The 18602-nt window shown below is 61.7% G+C and carries 18 protein-coding genes and 1 pseudogene; 9 read left to right on the top strand and 10 right to left on the bottom strand.

Going from position 1 to position 18602, the window contains the following annotated elements; all coding sequences use genetic code 11:
- Positions 1-28 precede the first annotated feature (28 nt).
- From ACZ9DP_RS12290 to ACZ9DP_RS12275, 4 genes are all read left to right on the top strand, one after another.
- Positions 29-1111 carry a sugar ABC transporter substrate-binding protein gene (locus ACZ9DP_RS12290; RefSeq protein ID WP_476201941.1) on the top strand — a complete coding sequence of 361 codons (1083 nt, stop codon included), beginning with the start codon at positions 29-31 and terminating at the stop codon, positions 1109-1111.
- 102 nt (positions 1112-1213) lie between these two features.
- The gene (locus ACZ9DP_RS12285) at positions 1214-2254 is read left to right on the top strand and encodes an ABC transporter permease (protein WP_476201940.1); all 1041 of its coding nucleotides are present in this window, start codon (positions 1214-1216) and stop codon (positions 2252-2254) included.
- Positions 2255-2260: 6 nt separating this feature from the next.
- Entirely contained in the window at positions 2261-3763 is a 1503-nt protein-coding gene (locus tag ACZ9DP_RS12280) for a sugar ABC transporter ATP-binding protein (RefSeq protein WP_476201939.1), read from the top strand.
- Between the two features lie 10 nt (positions 3764-3773).
- Entirely contained in the window at positions 3774-4733 is a 960-nt protein-coding gene (locus ACZ9DP_RS12275) for an ABC transporter permease (protein WP_476201938.1), read from the top strand.
- A gap of 83 nt (positions 4734-4816) precedes the next feature.
- Here the strand turns inward: ACZ9DP_RS12275 and gloA are convergent, their stop codons facing one another.
- Positions 4817-5230, bottom strand: coding sequence for a lactoylglutathione lyase (gene gloA, locus ACZ9DP_RS12270; protein WP_476201937.1), 414 nt, complete (start codon positions 5228-5230; stop codon positions 4817-4819).
- A 161-nt stretch (positions 5231-5391) separates the two neighbouring features.
- Here gloA and ACZ9DP_RS12265 point away from each other — a divergent pair, with 161 nt between their 5' ends.
- From ACZ9DP_RS12265 to ACZ9DP_RS12250, 4 genes are read left to right on the top strand one after another with little or no spacing between them, the layout of a single operon-like run.
- Entirely contained in the window at positions 5392-6846 is a 1455-nt protein-coding gene (locus tag ACZ9DP_RS12265; RefSeq protein ID WP_476201936.1) for an FAD-binding oxidoreductase, read from the top strand.
- On the top strand, positions 6843-7625 hold the full coding sequence (locus tag ACZ9DP_RS12260) for a FadR/GntR family transcriptional regulator (protein ID WP_476201935.1): 783 nt from the start codon (positions 6843-6845) through the stop codon (positions 7623-7625). Before ACZ9DP_RS12265 ends, ACZ9DP_RS12260 begins: the two co-directional genes overlap by 4 nt.
- Complete coding sequence (locus tag ACZ9DP_RS12255) at positions 7622-8365, top strand: SDR family oxidoreductase (protein ID WP_476201934.1); 744 nt, start codon at positions 7622-7624, stop codon at positions 8363-8365. The genes ACZ9DP_RS12260 and ACZ9DP_RS12255 overlap by 4 nt, the downstream gene beginning before the upstream one ends.
- Positions 8366-8393: 28 nt before the next feature.
- Complete coding sequence (locus ACZ9DP_RS12250; RefSeq protein WP_476201932.1) at positions 8394-9242, top strand: fumarylacetoacetate hydrolase family protein; 849 nt, start codon at positions 8394-8396, stop codon at positions 9240-9242.
- Positions 9243-9281: 39 nt separating this feature from the next.
- Here ACZ9DP_RS12250 and larB read toward each other — a convergent pair whose 3' ends face one another.
- The 4 genes and pseudogenes from larB to ACZ9DP_RS12230 all read right to left on the bottom strand — a co-directional run.
- On the bottom strand, positions 9282-9965 hold the full coding sequence (larB, locus tag ACZ9DP_RS12245; RefSeq protein ID WP_476201930.1) for a nickel pincer cofactor biosynthesis protein LarB: 684 nt from the start codon (positions 9963-9965) through the stop codon (positions 9282-9284).
- On the bottom strand, positions 9962-10759 hold the full coding sequence (larE, locus tag ACZ9DP_RS12240) for an ATP-dependent sacrificial sulfur transferase LarE (RefSeq protein WP_476201928.1): 798 nt from the start codon (positions 10757-10759) through the stop codon (positions 9962-9964). The genes larB and larE overlap by 4 nt, the downstream gene beginning before the upstream one ends.
- Entirely contained in the window at positions 10759-12027 is a 1269-nt protein-coding gene (gene larC / locus ACZ9DP_RS12235; protein ID WP_476201926.1) for a nickel pincer cofactor biosynthesis protein LarC, read from the bottom strand. The genes larE and larC overlap by 1 nt, the downstream gene beginning before the upstream one ends.
- Positions 12024-12971, bottom strand: a pseudogene (locus tag ACZ9DP_RS12230) (NAD(P)-dependent oxidoreductase); the annotation flags it as partial. The gene larC and the pseudogene ACZ9DP_RS12230, both read right to left, overlap by 4 nt.
- A 104-nt stretch (positions 12972-13075) precedes the next feature.
- Between ACZ9DP_RS12230 and ACZ9DP_RS12225 the strand changes: the two are divergent.
- Entirely contained in the window at positions 13076-13828 is a 753-nt protein-coding gene (locus ACZ9DP_RS12225; RefSeq protein ID WP_476201925.1) for a FadR/GntR family transcriptional regulator, read from the top strand.
- Between the two features lie 4 nt (positions 13829-13832).
- On the opposite strand, the gene ACZ9DP_RS12220 is transcribed toward ACZ9DP_RS12225, so the two are convergent.
- From ACZ9DP_RS12220 to ACZ9DP_RS12200, 5 genes are read right to left on the bottom strand one after another with little or no spacing between them, the layout of a single operon-like run.
- Complete coding sequence (locus ACZ9DP_RS12220; RefSeq protein WP_476201923.1) at positions 13833-15125, bottom strand: nickel-dependent lactate racemase family protein; 1293 nt, start codon at positions 15123-15125, stop codon at positions 13833-13835.
- Positions 15125-15853, bottom strand: coding sequence for an ABC transporter ATP-binding protein (locus ACZ9DP_RS12215; protein ID WP_476201921.1), 729 nt, complete (start codon positions 15851-15853; stop codon positions 15125-15127). The genes ACZ9DP_RS12220 and ACZ9DP_RS12215 overlap by 1 nt, the downstream gene beginning before the upstream one ends.
- On the bottom strand, positions 15850-16575 hold the full coding sequence (locus ACZ9DP_RS12210) for an ABC transporter ATP-binding protein (protein WP_476201920.1): 726 nt from the start codon (positions 16573-16575) through the stop codon (positions 15850-15852). Before ACZ9DP_RS12210 ends, ACZ9DP_RS12215 begins: the two co-directional genes overlap by 4 nt.
- The gene (locus ACZ9DP_RS12205) at positions 16572-17573 is read right to left on the bottom strand and encodes a branched-chain amino acid ABC transporter permease (RefSeq protein ID WP_476201919.1); all 1002 of its coding nucleotides are present in this window, start codon (positions 17571-17573) and stop codon (positions 16572-16574) included. Before ACZ9DP_RS12205 ends, ACZ9DP_RS12210 begins: the two co-directional genes overlap by 4 nt.
- Positions 17574-17605: 32 nt before the next feature.
- A complete protein-coding gene (locus tag ACZ9DP_RS12200) occupies positions 17606-18475 on the bottom strand; it encodes a branched-chain amino acid ABC transporter permease (RefSeq protein ID WP_476201917.1) in 870 nt (289 codons plus the stop codon).
- Positions 18476-18602: the final 127 nt, after the last annotated feature.

Below are 18602 nucleotides of genomic sequence, written 5' to 3'. Positions count from 1 at the left end.
TTCCAGAATTTCAACGGGAGGATTGAGAATGACTGACGGAAAGACCTTGATGAATTTCGGCGAGATCAACCGCCGCACGCTGATGATAGGTGCTGCGACCGGTCTGGCTGTTTCGGCCATGCCGAAGCGGCTGTTTGCGCAGGGCGCCCCGACGCTGGTGACCTCCATCCGGTCGCTGTCCAACCCCTATCACGCCGTTTGGAAAAGCGGCGCCGAAGCCTATGCCAAGGCTGTCGGCCTGGAGCATGTGACGCTGGTTTCCGAAGGAAACAGCGAAAAGGGCATAGCCGACATCAAGGCGATGCTGGCCAAGACCGGCGGCAACATGGTGCTGAATTCGGACCCGAACGATACGCCGGATGCACGTCCGATCGTCGAGGCCTGCAAGGCTGCCGGCGCCTATATCGTTACCCAGTGGAACAAGCCGGCGGATTTGCATCCGAAGGACTTCAATCCGAACTACGTCTCGCACATCGAATTTGACGGCATCGCCAGCGGCAAGCAGATTGCCGAGGTCCTGTTCAAGGCGATCGGCGGTTCGGGCGGCATCATCGCGCTTGGCGGCATGATCTCGACGACGGCTGCCATCGAGCGCAAGAAGGGCCTCGACGAAGCCCTTGCTGCCAATCCGGATATCAAGCTGCTCGACTTCCAGGTCGCGAATTGGAAATCGACGGAAGCCTTCGATCTCACCGGCAATCTGCTCACCCGTTTCGGCGATGAGATCAAGGGTATCTGGGCGGCGAACGACGACATGGGCACCGGCGCGCTGGAAGCGCTTCGCGCCGAAGGTCTTGCCGGCAAGGTTCCGGTCGTCGGCATCGACGGCATCAAGACCGCGGTCGATGCGGTTCGCACGGGCGAGTTCGCCTGCACGATCACATCCGATCCGTTCTGGCAGGGCGGAATGGGCCTCGCCATCGGCTACAACGCGCTGATGAAGAAGTTCGACCCGACCTCCGAGCCGCCGGAACATCGCGAGTTCTACGGCAAGGTGGTTGCCGTCACCAAGGACAATGTGGAGGAATACTACAAGACGAATGTCGAAGCCCAGCCGACCATCGACTGGAACGATCTGTGGGGCCGGGTCACCGGTCAGATCAGAACGTAAGCGCCTGTTTACCAGGTACCCGGCGCGGCCTGGCCGCGGTCTATCGCCGGCAGTGAGGATATTCGCTGCCGGCTGTTCCAGCCCGGATGCGGAGTATATCTTTTGACGATCAATTCTGAAACCATGAAGCCCGTCACCAAGATGGAGCGGACATCAGCCATGGATGGTGTTTTCACGCGGATTTTCCGGGGGCAAGGCGCCCGCCGCCTACGCACCTATGCGCCCCTGATGGTGCTTGTCCTGCTGTGCGTCCTGATCACCATTGCCAACCCGAATTTCATCGAATTGCGCAATCTCGCTCGTGTCGCCAATTCTGCTGCGGTGCCGCTGACGCTTGCGATGGGCATGACTTTCATCATTCTCATGGGCAGCATCGATCTGTCCGTGGAAGGTGCGCTGTCTGTCGCCGCCATGGTCCTGGTGCTGCTTGCAACCAACGATGCCAACGGTAACGACTATGGCTGGTTGGCCGTCATTGCCGCGATTGTCGCCAGTACGGCGATGGGCCTGCTGAACGGCATCGTCCAGACCACCTTGCGCATTCCGTCCTTCATGGCGACGCTCGGCATGTGGTTCATCGGGCTTGGCCTTTCCGTATTCATGCTCGGCGGCTCGGCCATCCGGCTGATGGATGGTTCCATCCGCTCGCTGGCGCTCGAGCGTTTCCTGGGCCTGCCGCTTGCCGTCTGGGTCGCAGCCGGCGCGTTTCTACTCGCCATCGTCATTCAGTATCACACGCGCCTTGGTCGCCATATTCTGGCGATCGGCGGCGGCGAAGATGTGGCCGAGCTTTCGGGCGTCAACCTGAAGCGCGTTCGCATCACCGCCTTCGGTGTCGCCGGCTTCTTCTTCGGAATTGCCGGGGTTCTGGCAGCGGCACAACTCGGTCAGTCGAATGCCGTCATCGCCGATGGACGCCTGTTTGCGGCAGTCACGGCTGTCGTCGTCGGCGGAACGGCTTTGACAGGCGGTGAGGGCGGCGTACTCAATACGTTGGTCGGCGTGCTGATCGTCACCGTGCTTGCCAACGGTATGGTGCTGCTCGGCATCTCGCCCTATGTGCAGCAAACCGTGCAGGGCCTGATGATCATCGCTGCCGTCGCGCTGTCGCTCGATCGCCTCCACCTCAAGATCGTGAAGTGAACGGCCATGCTCTCAGTCAATGGACTTTCAAAATCCTTTCTCGGCGTCAAGGCGCTGAAGAACGTATCGCTGGAAATACGGCCCAATGAAGTGATCGGCCTCATCGGCGAAAACGGCGCCGGAAAGTCGACGCTGATGCGCACGCTTGCCGGAACGCTTCGGCCGGACTCCGGCACGATGACTCTCGATGGCGATCCGCTCAGACTGCGCAACACGCGCGATGCCGCCAACCACGGTATCGGCATGGTGTTTCAGGAGCAGTCTCTGCTTCTCAACATGTCGGTTGCCGAAAACATCTATCTTGGACAGGAACACCAGTTCACACGTCTGGGCATCGTTAATTGGAAAGCAATGCGCGCGGCTGCGCGGCGGCAACTGGGCAAGATCGGCGTCGATATCGACGTGACCACCCGCACCTCCGAACTGACTTTTGCAGCCCGCCAGATGGTCGAGCTTGCCAAGGCTCTGACACTTGAGGAAAGCGTCTCGCGTCCTCTGGTCATCCTGCTGGACGAGCCGACGTCGGTCCTCACTTCGTCCGACATCGATGTGCTATTCGAGCGTATCCGCTCGCTGAAGAAACGGGCCAGTTTCGTTTTCGTCTCGCACCGCCTCGACGAGGTGCTGCGCATCTCCGACCGCGTCTATACGATGAAGGATGGAGAGGTCGTTGCCGAGCATCAGGCAAGCCAGGTGACCGGGCCGGAACTGCACGAGATCATGGTCGGCCGCGGCCTGCAGACGGAATATTACAAGGAACCGCGCCAGATGGCTGCGGGTCCCGAAGTGATCCTCGAAGCCAATGGCCTCGGCGTCAAAGGTGCGTTTCACAATGTCGATTTCAAGATCCATGCGGGCGAGATCCTCGGCATCGCCGGCGTCGTCGGCTCCGGTCGCGAGGAAATCACCCGTACGCTCGGCGGCTTCCTGCCACAGACCGAGGGTTCCTTGAAAATCCGCGGCGAGACCGTGCGCTTCACCTCGCCGGAACAGGCCGTGCGAAAGAGTGTCGGCTATGTGCCGCGCGAGCGGCGGGTTGAGGGCCTGGTGATGTTCCTGTCGATTGCCGAAAACATCACGCTCGCCGATCTTTCCAGCGTCATCCGAAATGGCAAGATCGACTACGGTCGGGAAAGGCAACTGGCGGTCGACTGGATCCGCAAGCTGCGCATCAAGGCGCCCGGTCCGGATATCGCCTGCCGGAAACTCTCGGGCGGCAACCAGCAGAAGGTGGTTCTGGCCCGCTGGATGACGGCAGGTTCACGCGTCCTGATCCTCGATCACCCAACGCGCGGTCTCGACGTCGGCGCCAAGGAGGAAGTCTACGAACTCGTCCGCGATCTTTCCGCCCAGGGCATTGCCATTCTGCTTCTCTCCGACACGCTGGAGGAGACCATCGGTCTGTCCCACCGGGTACTGGTGATGCGCGACGGCGAAGTGACGGCCCGTTTCGACGCCGGCGCCGGCAACAAGCCGGACCAGGTCGATCTTGTCCGGGAAATGGTGTGAGGAAACGGCCATGAAAAAACTATCAGATATTTTCGCGGCTGGCTGGCTCCAGGGGGCCATTCCTCCGGCGCTACTGGTGCTCCTGATCATCATCATCGAAATCGGCTCGCCCGGCTTCCTGACCGGGGAAACGCTGGCGCTTTTACTCGCCAATACCGCCGTCCTGTTCATCCTTGCCACCGGCGTCACCTTCGTCATCCTGATCGGCGGCATCGACCTTTCGATCCAGGCCGTGGCGTCACTGGCAAGCGTCATCCTCGCACAACTGCTGCCATCGCTCGGCATCCTCGCCTTCCCGGTCGCGATTGCTTCGGGCCTTGTCTTCGGCATCCTCAGCGGCATCGTCCATGTCCGGCTGCGTGTCCCATCTTTTGTGGCAACGCTGGCGACCGGCGGCGTCGTTGCCGGCATGGCGCTCTGGATCGCGCAGGGACGCGCCATCACCATCGAGGAAGGCGGCCGCCTCAGCACCACATGGATTAACGGTACCGTTTTCGGCCTTCCGGTGGTTGCCATCCTTGCAGCTATTGTGGGGATCACCAGTTATCTGCTGCTGCGCTACACCCGCTTCGGGCGCTACAGCCTTGCCGTTGGCGCGGGTGAGCCGGCAGCGCTCGCGGCGGGCGTCAACGTCGATCGCACCAAGGTTATCGCCTTTGCCATTTCCGGCACGCTGGCGGCGATCGCCGGTGTCCTTCTTGCCGCCCGGCTTTCAAGCGGCTCGCCGAGCCTTGCCAATCAGTTGCTGCTGCCGGCGATCGCAGCGGTCATCGTCGGTGGCACGGCCATTACCGGCGGTCTTGGCGGCGTCGGGCGCACGGCGGTCGGCGCGCTGATCATCTCGATCGTGCGGATCGGCATGACCTTCGTCGGTGTCAATATCTTTGCGGAAAATGTGGTGTTCGGCGCAGTACTCATCATCGCGGTGGCCATCACCATCGACCGCAGCAAGATCCCGGTCATCAAATGAGAACGAAATCTCCTCCCAGAGAGCCGCCGGCATACTGGCAAGGGAGCCGCGCCCGGGGGCGCGGCTCTAGGAGCTTTCGCTTCTTACATCGTGTCGAGACCGATCAGTTCGATCCTGTAGCCATCCGGATCCTCGATGAAGGCGATGTGGGTGGTGCCGTGCAGCATCGGACCCGGCGGGCGTGGAATGCGGGCGCCCTGCTTCTCCAGCGCGGCGCAGACGGCATAGATATCCTTGACGCCGAGCGCCAGGTGGCCAAACGCCGTGCCAAGCTCGTAGGGCTTGGCCTGTTCCCAATTGTAGGTCAGTTCCACGACCGTATCGGTTTCCTCCGGTCCATAGCCGACGAAGGCGTTGGTGAATTTGCCCTCCGGATAGTCGTCCCGGCGCAGCAGCGTCATGCCCAGAAGATCGGTATAGAATTTGATCGAGACGTCCAGGTCAAACACCCGGATCATCGTGTGCATCATGCGAAAGCCGCTCGGAGCGTTGCTCATCGTCTTCTTCCTCCAATAAGATATGGTTTTCATTCTGATTTTCGTCATCATGGTTGTGCGCAAGCACGCATCGCTCTTGATGTTCATTATCAGAGTTGTATGATAACCATGCAACTGACGCCGTTGTCCAGTTGTTTTCGACCTGCCTTGGAGACTGCTTGATGGACGCCGTTACCGCACGCCGCCAAAACTTGCTGGCGAAGCTCGCCGCAGCGCTTCCGGACGGCATGCTGCTGACTTCGAAAGACGACATCGAGCGCTACACTCGCGACTGGTCCGGCGATCATTTCGGCATGCCGCTCGCAGTGGCGCGTCCGCGCTCCGTCGAGGATGTTTCGGCGCTGATGCGCTGCTGTTTTGCGAATAACATCCCTGTCGTCCCGCAGGGCGGGCTGACCGGTCTGGTTGGGGCTGCGGTCGCAGCTCCCGGCGGCGGCGAGGTCGTCGTATCGCTGGAGAGGCTGAACAAGGTCCGCTCGATCAGCGCGATCGATTTTGCTATGGTCGTCGAGGCGGGCTGCATTCTGGAGGAAGCCAAGCGCCACGCGGAGGCGGAAGATTGCATTCTGCCGATCACGTTTGGCGCACAGGGAAGTTGCCGGGTCGGCGGCAACGTCGCCACCAATGCCGGCGGATTCAATGTTCTTCGTTACGGCATGACGCGCGATCTCGTGCTCGGTCTTGAAGTGGTGCTCGGCGACGGGCGGGTCTGGAATGGCTTGAAACTGCTGCGCAAGGACAATCGCGGTTACGACCTGAAACAGCTTTTCATCGGCAGCGAAGGCACGCTCGGAATTGTCACGGCCGTGTCCCTGAAGCTTTTCCCGAAACCTACGCAGGTGGAAACGGCACTGGTCGGGCTTCGCTCGGTCAATGACGCGATGGCGCTCTATGCCCGCGCGCGGCGGGAATGCAGCGACCTTCTGACAGCCTTCGAACTGATCCTGCGCGGTGGCATCGATATCGCGCTTGGTGCGCGCGCAGGTATGCGGGATCCGCTGTCGGAAGTCTGCCCCGTCTATGTGCTGATCGAGGCCTCCGCCGGCGGCCGTGTCGATCTGCGCACCATCCTGCAGGACTTTCTGATCGGTGCCGACGATCTCATTATCGACGGCGTGGCGGCCGCCAGTCGGGCGCAGGGCGAACAGCTCTGGCTGCTGCGGGAACTGATGGTCGAGGCGCAGGGGCGCGGTGGCCGCTATCTGCGCACTGATGTGTCCGTGCCGATTTCGATGCTAGCCGGCTTTGTCGAGGACACTCTGGATGCGCTTGGCAAGAGCCATCCGCACGCGCTGGCAGTTACCTATGGACATGTCGGAGACGGCAATATCCACCTCAACGTAGTTCCACCCATCGGCATGGGCGCTGACGCCATCGACGTGCTTTTCCATGAGGCGGAAGACGTGATTTTCGATGTGGTCGACCGCTACGGCGGTTCGCTCAGTGCCGAGCACGGTATCGGCAAGGTCAAGCAGGAGGCTTTCCTGAGGCGTATCGACGATGTTTCGTTTGATCTTGCAGGTCGGATCAAGGATGCGCTAGACCCAAGAGGAATCATGAGCCGGGGAAGAATTTTTCTGCCGCGCGCGCAAATTCCGGAAAAAGGTGAGCGATGACGCTGAAACTCGACAAGGTCAATCGCGGCCCGCATCTCTCGACGCTCGTCGCAAGCTCCATCTCCCGGGAAATCGCCCGGGGGCGGCTGAACCCAGGTGACCAGTTGCCGACGGAGCAGGCGCTGGCGCAGACCTTCGGTGTCAGCCGAAACGTGGTGCGTGAAGCGATTGCGCGGCTGCGTTCGGAAGGGCGCATCTGGTCACAGCAGGGCAGGGGCGCCTTCGTCGCCGATGTACCGAACTCAACCGTCCTGACCATCGATCACGATTCTCTGCAGCAGGCCGACGCCTTCCAGAATCTCTTCGAAATCCGCGGCATTCTGGAAGTCCAGGTCGCCGCATTGGCAGCACAGCGCCGAACGGAAGCCGATCTTGCAGCCATGCGCGAAGCTCTGGCGACAATGGCGGTGGCGCCCTATGGCAGCGTGACCTGGCTGAAGACTGATCTAGAGTTTCACAAGACGGTCGCTGCGGCAACGCAGAATGTCTACATGGTGCCGTTTCTGATGTTTGCCTCCGAGCGCGTGCGCGACAGCATTCTCGCCTCCGGCAACCAGCGGCGCTCCGACGATCTGGCGAGCGTCACGCTTGGCGAACACCAGCAGATTCTGGATGCCATTGAAGCCGGCGATCCGGAGGCGGCGAAACGCGCCATGCAACTGCATCTGGCGGGGGCCGCAGAACGTGTCGGGCTGTCGCTCGACCCCGGCCCTGCAGCGATCAAGCCGAGCTCCGAGAGCGCGGTTATCAATGAAACTTCCAAGGACACCGTGAAATGACAGGCAGGCTTGAAGGAAAGACAGCGGTCGTGACGGCCGCCGGGCAAGGCATGGGACGCGCGGCCGTGGTTGCCTTTTCGCGGGAAGGTGCAAGGACGATCGCAACCGACATCGATATATCGAAGCTGCAGTCGCTCGAAGGCCTGCCGGGGGTCGCCACGCGTGTGCTTGATGTGCTGAATCCCAAGGCGATCGCGGAATTCGCGGCCGCGATCGCCGCGCCCGATATCCTGTTCAACTGCGCAGGTTACGTCCACAACGGCTCGATTCTCGATTGCGACGAGGATGCTTTCGAGTTCTCGGTTAATCTCAACGTGCGGGCCATGTACCACATGATCCGGGCCTTCCTGCCCGGCATGATCGACAATGGCGGTGCTTCCATCGTCAATATGGCGTCGGTCGCCTCCACCGTGATCGCAGCCCCAAACCGCTTCATCTACGGCACGACGAAGGCCGCCGTGATCGGCATGACCAAGTCCGTCGCGCTCGATTATGTCGACAAGGGCATCCGCGCCAATGCGATCTGCCCCGGCACGGTCGAAAGCCCGTCGCTGCAGGAGCGCATGCGCGCCACCGGCGATTACGATGCTGCCCGCGCCGCTTTCATCGGCCGTCAGCCAATGGGCCGGCTTGGCACAGCGGAAGAGGTTGCCGAACTCGTCGTTTTCCTTGCCAGCAATGAATCAGCCTTCATGACCGGCAACGCCATCGTGGTCGATGGCGGCTGGTCGAACGGCTGATCACCGTTTTCTTTCATAGGATTCCATTATGAAACTTCTCCGATACGGCCAGCCGGGCGCCGAAAGGCCTGGACTTCTCGATGCCGACGGCAATCTGCGTGACCTCTCCGGCCATGTGGACGATATCGCCGGTGTCGTGTTGACGAGCGAAGGCCTTGCCAAGATCGCGGTACTCGATCCGAAGAGCCTGCCGATCGTCGAAAATTCCGGTCGGTTGGGCCCCTGTGTCTCACGTGTCGGCAAATTCATCTGCGTCGGCCTGAACTATGCCGACCATGCCGCCGAAACCGGTGCCAAGATTCCGGAAGAGCCGATCCTGTTCATGAAGGCGACCAGCGCTATCACCGGCCCGAATGACAATGTCATCATCCCGCGCAAGTCGAAGAAGACCGACTGGGAAGTCGAGCTCGGCGTCGTCATTGGCGACGAGGCGCGCTACGTCTCCGAGGAAGACGCATTGAACCACGTTGCCGGCTATTGCCTGATCAACGACGTGTCGGAGCGGGAATTTCAGGCCGAGCGCGGCGGCCAGTGGACGAAAGGCAAGTCGGCCGACAGTTTCGGCCCGATCGGTCCCTGGGTGGTGACGCGTGACGAGATCGCCGACCCGCAGAACCTCAAGATGTGGCTGACGGTCGATGGGGTATCGCGCCAGAACGGCTCGACCCGGACGATGATCTTTTCGATCCCCTTCCTCGTGCACTACATTTCGCAGTTCATGAGTCTGCAGCCGGGCGATATCATCTCCACCGGCACGCCGCCGGGCGTCGGCCTCGGTATAAAGCCGGAGCCGATCTTCCTGCATGCCGGACAGACGATCAGGCTTGGCGTCGAAGGCCTCGGCGAACAACAGCAACTCACGATCGACGCGGCCTGACTTGATGTGCCCCCGGGGGAGGTCTTCCGGGGCAACGACCTAACGGCCCGGATAATTCCCTTCGCGCAGCATAGCGGCGCTAGCCAGAATGCGCATGGCGGCGCAAGCCGCGCCATAGCCGTTGTCGACATTGCAGACGGTGAGGCCTGGCGCACAACTGACCAGCATGGCATTCAACGCCGTTCGTCCGCCCTCCGCTGCGCCATAGCCGACGGAGGTCGGAATGCAGATCATTGCCGAGGACACGAGGCCGCCGAGAACGCTGGCAAGTGCTGCATCCATGCCGGCGACGGCGATGACAATGGGATGGCGACGGATATCGTCCAGCCGATCGGTCAATCGCCAGAGGCCGGCAACACCGACATCGACGATCAATGAGGCTTCGATGCCGCAATGGCGCAGGGTGCGCGCCGCTTCCCGCGCCACCGGTGTGTCGGATGTGCCGGCGGCGACGATGGCGACGGCGCCGCTTGATGCGATTGGGCGGAGCGGGCCGAAGAAGCCGGTCTGCGAGATCGCGCAATAGTCGATCCGTTCCTGACTAGCAGGTGAAACCGCCGCAAGCTTCTCCGGGGCGAGACGTGTCAGAAGAAGGCTGGCATTTCTTTGCAATGCGCCATCCAGAATGGCATCGATCTGCGCCTGCGATTTCATCTGGCAGAAGACGGCTTCATCCAACCCTATGCGTTCGGCACGGCCGAAATCGAAGACGACATCGCTCATCGCATGGCGCCGACGAACGCGCTGCCATTGCAATAGGCCGCGAAGGCGATGGTTTTGCCGGCCAGCATTTCCGGCAGCAATCGGGCGATCGAGACTGTCAACGCAGAACGGTCGCTCGGGCTTGTGGCGCTAAGGCTTTCCGGATCGAGTTCGACAACGATGCCGGCCTGACGCACGCGACAACGCACCGTTCGCGGCGATAGCCGGTCCGACACCATCCTTTCGACAGTATGGATCGCCTGCAGAATCTCCGGTTCGATGCGGATCAGCGTCTCAACCCGACTGGAGAGGCACGGAGACGCCGGGAGATCGGAGAGATCGCCGAGGCCAAGTTCATGGGCGAGGGCGCGGACACCGCCCTTGTCAATCCCGGCCTCGATATAGGGGTGGCGGACAGCATATTGTCTGGCCGCGTCGAGCCCGGGCCGGTATTCACCGAGATCGTCGACATTGGCACCGGACAGGATCTGCTGCTGGCTCATCGCCGCGATCGTTCCGTAGAGATTGCCCTTGCAGAAGAAGCAGCGGTTAACGGGGTTGCTGCGATACTTGTCGTCCTTCAATTCGCCGGCGTCGATCAGGTGCAGGTCCCAGCCCTCGACATCCGCCCACTGTTTTACGCGCCGTGTCGCTTCCGGCGGTACGGCTGCGGAAACCGCATGCATCATCGTTACCCGACTGCGGCCGACCACACGGTTGGCAAGCACGGCAAGCGTCATCGAATCGACGCCGCCGCTGACGGCAACCGTGGCGGTGCCGATACCGGAAAGAATACCGCGGAGCGCATCCTGCATCATATGTCCTTTCCATTGGGGGGCGCCTCGATTATAGCCCGGATGCTATCGCGGGCCGCCTTGCTGGCGACATCGGCAAGATCGTCGGCCTCGATTTTGGCGGTCGCGCCACCGGGTCTTGTGGTCGTTTTGAGGCGCAACGTGCGCCCTTGGTTCAGCAATTCTCCAGTCTCCCGCGGTAAAGCGATGCGGCCGACAAGCGAATGGCGGATGCCGATCGTGCTGGTTTCGTCGAAGACGCGGTTCGCGACCGATTGCAAGGCGTCGGGCCTGGCGAGAATGCGCAGATGCGCCATCATCCGGCCCTTCTTGCCAAAAACGGGGGCCTGGATCACATCCAGTACACCCGGATGCGCGCGCAGATGGTCGATCGCCTGGGCAAGGTCTTCGCCCGTCTGGTCGTCGATCTCGAATTCGATCACGGCGACATCGTCGTTTTCTCTCGCGTTCTGTTCGACGGTTTCGAAGACAAGGACGCGCAGGCAGTTGCTGATGCCCGGCAGGTTTCTCGTGCCAAAGCCATGTCCGGCAGCAGCAAGCCGGCGGGGCAGTCGTGAGGCGGGCGTCCGGCAAAGGTAACGCAGGATGGCGGCACCAGTCGGCGTCACGCGTTCGCCGCCAATGCCGTCGTCCATCGTGAAGAAACCTTCCAGCAACAGCGCTGTCGCAGGGGCGGGGACCGGCAGGATACCGTGGGCGGTGCGGATACGGCCGGAGCCGAGCGGTATCGCTCCGACACTCCAATGCGAAGCGTCAACGCTCGCGATCAGGTAGGCCGCGCTGACGATGTCGGCGATGGAATCCCAGGCACCGACTTCGTGAAAGGCGATGTTATCCGGCGTGGTGCCATGCACCTTCGCCTCCGCTTCCGCCAGCAGCGCGAATATGCCGATGGCATGCGTAACCACTGCGCGATCCAACCGCGCGTTCTCCAACTTCGAACGGATATCGCGCCATGCCGTATGGCTGTGCCCTCCCTGATGTTCGTGGCTCTCATCCGCATCATGACAATGGCTGTCGTGATGATGATCACGATCGTGTTCATGATGCGCAATCCGCTCACCATCGTCCTGCGTCACCAGAAACCGGTGGCCGGTGAGGACACCGTCATTGTGGGTAACGACAGCGACCGCCACACCTTGGATAAGTGGACAAAGCAACAGCGTTTCGCGTAGGCCCGGCTCCAGATCGGGCCGGACGTCGAGCATCGCGGCGACGAACATGTCGCCGGCGACACCGCCAACGGGATCGAGATAAAACTCCGTCATTCGCCTCTACCTGCTTGGCGTGTTGGGATCTGATCGGTCAGCGAAACGCCGTTCAATCCGGCGATAACATCGGAGAGCGCCGGCACGAAGGCTTCGCCATGTCCTGTTGCCACCGCGGTCGCAAAGCTGTTGCGCACGGCGGCACCGATCGGATTGGCGACGCCGGCCGACTGCGCGAAGGAAGCGAGATAGGACATGTCCTTCAGCGCATTGACCATGGCGAAACGCTGGGCGTTCTCGTTGCGATTCAGCACGAAATCGAAGAAGGCCTGGTAGAAGGAGCAGTCCATCCGGCTGCCGCGGATGACGCTGTCGAACACCTGAGGCGTCAGGCCGGCCTTGACGCCGAGCGTCAGCGCCTCGGAATAGATCGCCGAATAGCCCATCGATATGAAGTTGTTGAGAAGCTTCATCGTATGGCCGCTGCCGGTCGCTCCGGTGTGGATGATGCGGGCTGCGAAAGCGTCGAGGACAGGCTTGGCGCGGGCGAAGACTTCCGGTGCACCACCTGCCATCACATCCAGCTTGCCCTCGGCAGCCTCCTTCGGCGTGCGGGCGATCGGGGCGTCGATCAATGTGATGCCGCTGGCGGCAAGTTCGGCGGCGAGCGCCACGGTCAGCGAAGGGTTGGATGTCGAGCAATCGATGATAAGAAGCGGTTTTCCGGCGGAAGCAAGCCCCTCCGGTCCCTTGACCGCTTGTTCGACCTGTGGCGATCCGGTGACGCAAAGAAGGACGATGTCGCTGGCCAGAGCCAGTTCGCGTGCTGTCTTTGCTTCTTGGGCTCCCTTGCCGACGAGATCGTCCACGGCCTCGCGGCGGCGATGGGCGAGCACCGTCAGTGGAAACCCTTTGGCCAACAGATTGCCTGCCATGCCGGAACCCATGGCGCCGAGGCCGATAAATCCGATCTGTTCCGTCATGATATCTTCTCCCGGGTGGTTCGGCCTCGCTGCTGCGGACCGGTTTTGCTTTTTTTGCTACCATCGGATAGCAGGAATGGAGTGGAGTTCACGGGCAGGACTCGCGTGAAAGGTTCTTCGAGACGATGACGGAAAAGGAAACGGCATTTTTTAACGCCATCCAGCATACGCCGAACCTGCGTAGCGGCCTGGTGGACACGCTGATCGCGCAGATCGAATCCGGTGACCTTGCGCCGGGCCAGCGCCTGCCGACAGAACAGGCGATCATGACCGCAACCGGTGTCAGCCGCACGGTCGTGCGTGAAGCGCTCGCTTCCCTTCGTGCCAAGGGGCTGATCACGACGCGACAGGGGCTTGGTGCCTTTGTCAGCAACGATCCCAACCCGCGATCCTTCTCCATCGTCCCCAACGACCTTGAATCGATCGAGGAAGTCATCAGCGTGCTGGAACTTCGCATCGGTATCGAGGTCGAGGCGGCCGGCCTTGCTGCCCTGCGGCGCACCGACGAGGACCTCGAGCGCATGCGGGCGAAGCTCGACGCGCTGGACGCATCGATCCTTGCCGGCGGCTCCGGTGCTGCCGAGGATTTCGCCTTTCACCGGGCGATCCTCGTGGCGACGCAGAACTCCTATTATGCGCGGTTGTTCGACACTTTCGGCAATCTGATGATCCCGCGGCAATGGGCGCGCTTCGATACGATGACTCCACCCGAGCGGGAAAAGCATATGACCCGCATGCGCCGCGAACATGGCGCAATTTTCGCCGCAATCCGAGACCGCGACGAGAACGCTGCCAGGAAGACGCTTCGCAACCATCTGACGCGAAGCGCTGCCCGTTTCGCCGAGCTTCGCGACCACGCCGACCGGTCGGCGGGCTGAAACGTCAGGCTGAAAATTGCGGAATGACATAAGGCCCCTCCGGGATGATGGCGACCTGGCGATCACCGCCCCTGTCGATGCTGCGTGCGATCGCGTCGGTCAGATCGCCGATCATGTGGACCCCCGTCAATGTCCGGTCTTCGCCCGTAAGGCCGGTCGTGTAGAGCTCGATGCGGCCCACGCGCATAGGTTTCAGCTGCATCTCCGACTGCCATTCGTCGATCTCGGCCAGCGACTTGGCGGTTAGGGTTGCCAGGAATTTTTCAGGCCCGAGTTCGACCAACCGCGCCTGCGCTTCGCGGAATTCGTGGGAGCCAAAACCTTCCGAGCACTCCGAAACCATGATCAGCGTACCGCCCGGCTCCAGGATATCGAGCGGCGTCACCATTCCCTTGATCGTCTGATAATAGGTCTTGTCGAGCGGATAGCCGGCCGAGGAAGTCACTACGGTTCCATATTTGCGAGGCAGACCGATGCGCGTCGCATCGCTGACGAAATCGACGGCGGCGGCATGGCTGGCGATGATCTCGCCGAAGGTAACGCAGACGAGGTCGCGGTCCTCGTCGAGAACGGTATTCAGCGCATAGACCTCGCCGAGCAACTTGACGATTTCGAGTTGTTCCTCATGCAGGGGATTGCCGATCAGATTGCACTGGACGGCAAGCGGATCTTCCATGAAGCGGGCGGAATGAAAGGTGCGGATGGTTTCGTGATGGGCGACGCCGGGGGCGATGATCTTGCGTCCGCCCGACCAGCCAGCCATGAAATGCGGCTCCACAAGACCGGTGGCAATCCGCAGGTCCGCTTCGACGAAAAGCTTGTCGAGTTTCACCGGCGTATGCCGAGTCGGCGTGAGGCCGAGATCGATGTGATCCTCTTCGTTGCGGGCGTAATGGTTCTCGACGCGAACCGTCTCCAGAACCCAGGGATCGCCGACCAATTCGGCAAGTTCATCTCCGAGATTCGGCCGATGCAGGCCCGTCGCGACCAGTACGGAGATGTTTTCGCGCGGAATGCCGGCTGCAAGCATGGTCTCGATCATCGGCCGCAGGAACAGGTGGTTCGGGACGGGGCGGGTGATGTCGCAGATCAGGATGCAGGCGCTGGCACGGCCCCTGGCAAGCGTTGAGAGCGCCGCCGATTGGATCGGGTGTTCAAGAGCCTCGATGATTGCCGCCTTCGGGTCGGAGATTTTCGGCAGCGGCTGCTTGCGGATAATCGTCGGTTCGGCTCCCTCCGGCATCTCAATGCTCAGGTGGCCGCGTCCATAGGAGATCGCAATCGTTTCGCCGCGCATCAGGCTGTCTCCTTGATCCCGCCGAGATAAAGCTCGCGCATCAGAGACATGTCCCTAAGCTCCGCGATCAGCCCGGAGATGGCGATACGGCCGTTCTGCATCAGATAACCGCGAGCGGCCACGGAAAGGGCGAGCCCCGCATTCTGCTCGACGAGCAGCACGGAGGCACCGAAGCGTTCGCCGATATCGAGGATGATCGCCTTGATTTCCTTGACGAGGAGGGGGGATAGCCCCAGCGAAGGTTCGTCCAGCAAGAGCACCTTCGGCCGCGCCATCAGACCGCGCGCGATCGCCAGCATCTGCTGCTGGCCGCCGCTGAGCGACCCGCCCTTGTCGTTCCGTTTGGCGGCCAGGATCGGGAAGAAGGCCTCCATCGTCTTTACGTCCGCGTTGATGCCTTCGGCATCACGGCGGGTGTAGGCGCCGAGCCGCAGGTTTTCCTCCACCGTCATATCCGCGAAGATGCGCCGGCCTTCCGGGACCAGCACGACGCCGCGTTTTGCCATGACGTCGGGGGGCTGACCGGTGACGGTTTCGCCATTGAAACTGATCTGCCCGGCACGCGGCTTGACCAGCCCGGCGATGGTACGCAGCAGCGTCGATTTGCCGGCACCGTTGGGGCCGAGAATGGTGACGATCTCGTTCTCGCCGAGATTGAGAGAGACGTCGCGGTTGACGATCGTCGGGCCGTAGCCGGTGGTGACATTGGAAAGGGAAAGAAGCGTCACAATTCGCCTCCCAGATAGACTTCAAGCACTTTCGGGTCATGCAGCACGTCGGCGGTCTGACCGTCGGCGATCTTCGAGCCGAAATCGAGCACGGCAAGCCGCTTGCACAGCATCTGCATCAGCTTCATGTCGTGATCGATGACGCAGACGCTGATGCCGTGGGAGGGGAATTGTTCGACAAGCCCGACGAGCGCCGCCGTTTCGCGGTCGTTCAGGCCCGCCGCGGGTTCATCGAGGAGCAGCAGCAACGGCCGCGTGGCGAGCGCCAGCGCAAGGCCGAGCAGGCGCAGGCTGCCGAACGGCAAGATGCCTGCCTTTTCCCCCGAGAGGCTTGGTATGCCGACGAATTCCAGCAGGGATTCCGGCGTCGGCCAGGCAAAATCTGTGCGCGACGATCCGGTGGCGTGTTCCGTGGCGATCCGGACGTTTTCCAGTACCGTTAGTCCGGGAAAGGCCATGGCCTGCTGGAAGGTATAGCCAATGCCGTTGCGCGAAATCTGGTTGGCCGGAATGCCGGTGATGTCCTTGCCCTTCCAGGTCACGGTGCCGGCGGTGGGCTTGTGAACGCCGGTAACGACGTTAAAGAGCGTCGTCTTGCCGGAACCGTTCGGGCCGACGACGCCGAGGATTTCGCCTTGGTTGATGGAAAGATCCACCCCGGACAGGGCGGTGACGCCGCCGAACTGCTTGCGCAGCCCCTTGATTTCGAGAATGGCGCTCATCGTCCGACCTCCGAAACATTGCCCGCTGCCGGCGTGCGCTTCGATATCTTGAGGAGCCAGGTCCAGCCATCGGCAATGCCGGCGATCAGGCCATTGGGCAGGAACAGGATGACTGCGATCAGGCAGACGCCGTAGAGAATGCGGGACTGGACCGGATCGAGGTTCAGGACTTCCGGCAGAAAGGAGACGAGAATGCCGCCGGCAAGCGGCCCGAGCAGCAGGCGCGCGCCACCGATCATGACCATCAGCGCCAGGTAGATGCTCGGGAACGAGGCGAACTGGCCAGGCGAGATATGGCGCAGGAAATAGGCGAGCAGCACGCCGGAAATGCCGGCAAAAACGCCGCTGACGACGAAGGCGCCGATCTTGTGGCGGCCGACGTTGATGCCGAGCGAGGCTGCGAGCTTCTCGTTTTCACGGATGGCGCGCAGCGTCCGGCCATAGGACGAATTGATGATCGCCCAGCTTGCCACCGCGCTGATCGTCACAAAGGCGACGACGAGCAGGTAGAAGCGCTCCAGCGGATCGAGTGCTGCGCCGAACAACGTCACGGGCTGCCCCATGTCGAGACCGCTGGCGGCACCGGTATACTCGCCGCCATTGGTCAGGATGATCGTCAGCAATTGCCCGAAGGCGAAGGTCATGATGACGAAGTGGTGGCCGCTGACGCGCAGCGATGGAATACCGATGATCGCAGCGACGATGGCGGCCATGATGCCGGCGACCGGAATGGAAACCCAGAAGCCGATATCGAAATCCCGGGCCAGAAGGGCTGCCGTATAGGCGCCGACGCCGACCAGAGCCGCATGGCCCATCGACAGGATGCCCGTCTGGCCGAAAAGTACGGAAAGGCCATAGAGCGCGATGATGTTGATGCCGGCCGAGATGGACAGCGAGAGAATGCGGTTGCTCGGCGACAGCAGCGGAACAAGCGCCAGCAACAAGAGGACGATGAGGACCGGTGCGAGCGAGCGCAGCGAGGAGATGGATTTGATCATTATATCCAACCGATCATTTTCATAGGCCTGTATCAGGCCATTTTCGGGCCGCTGGTTCCGCCGAAGAGACCATGCGGACGGAACAGCAGCACGAGGATCATCAGCCCGAAGGAATAGGCGTCGGTCCATTCGGAGAAGCCGTAGCCTGCGCTGAAACCCTCGACGATGCCGAGGATCAGCCCGGCTGCGACAGCGCCCGTCAGATTGCCGAGGCCGCCAATCAACGCGACGGCGAAGCCCTTCATGACCATGGTCCCGCCGGTGAACGGCGTGATCGGAAAGAGAGCGATCAGCAAGCCGCCGCCAAGCCCGGCAAGCGCGCTTCCAAGCACGAAGACGCCGGTGATGTAACGGCGCACGGGAATGCCCATCAAGGCGGCCGTATCGCGATCCTCGACGCTGGCGCGCAGGGCGCGGCCGTACCGGCTGCGGGTGATCATGACATAGGTCATGGCAACGACTGCGATCGTCATCAGAATGACCATCACCCGGACGGAAGCGATGCGCACGCCGCCCACTTCCCAGACCGTGGTCAAGGGACGGGGAATGCTCTTCTGGTTGGCGTTCCAAAACAGGATGACGACGTGCTGGAGCACGACGATCAGGCCGAGCGAGACGATGAAGCCGTTCGTCGGTCGTTCCAGCGTGAAACGGAAGATGGTGCGCTCCAGCACGAAGCCCATCAGGGCAACGGCGATGACGGCAAGCAGCAGGGCCAGCGGAAAGCCGAGACCGTTGCTGACGGCAAGCCAGGTCACGATACTGCCGACCATCAGGAATTCGCCATGGGCGAAATTGATGATGCCGGTCAGGCCAAAAATCAGGGTGACGCCGACCGCAATCAGCGTGATGACGCTGGCGATCGACAATCCGTTGAGGATCTGTTGCAGGAGAATATCCACGGCACTCTTCCGGTCTTACGCCCGCGCGCGCGTGAAGGCTGCACGGCCTTGCCTGGGACAATTGTCCGCCGGGCGGGGTTCCCGGCGGACTTGAAGGCGATTGGCGAGGAGTGCCGTTCACCTCCAC

It is taken from the genome of Rhizobium sp. USDA 4016, assembly GCF_056279705.1.
Note: the sequence above shows the minus strand (reverse complement) of the source record. Positions and strands in the feature narration are given on the sequence as shown.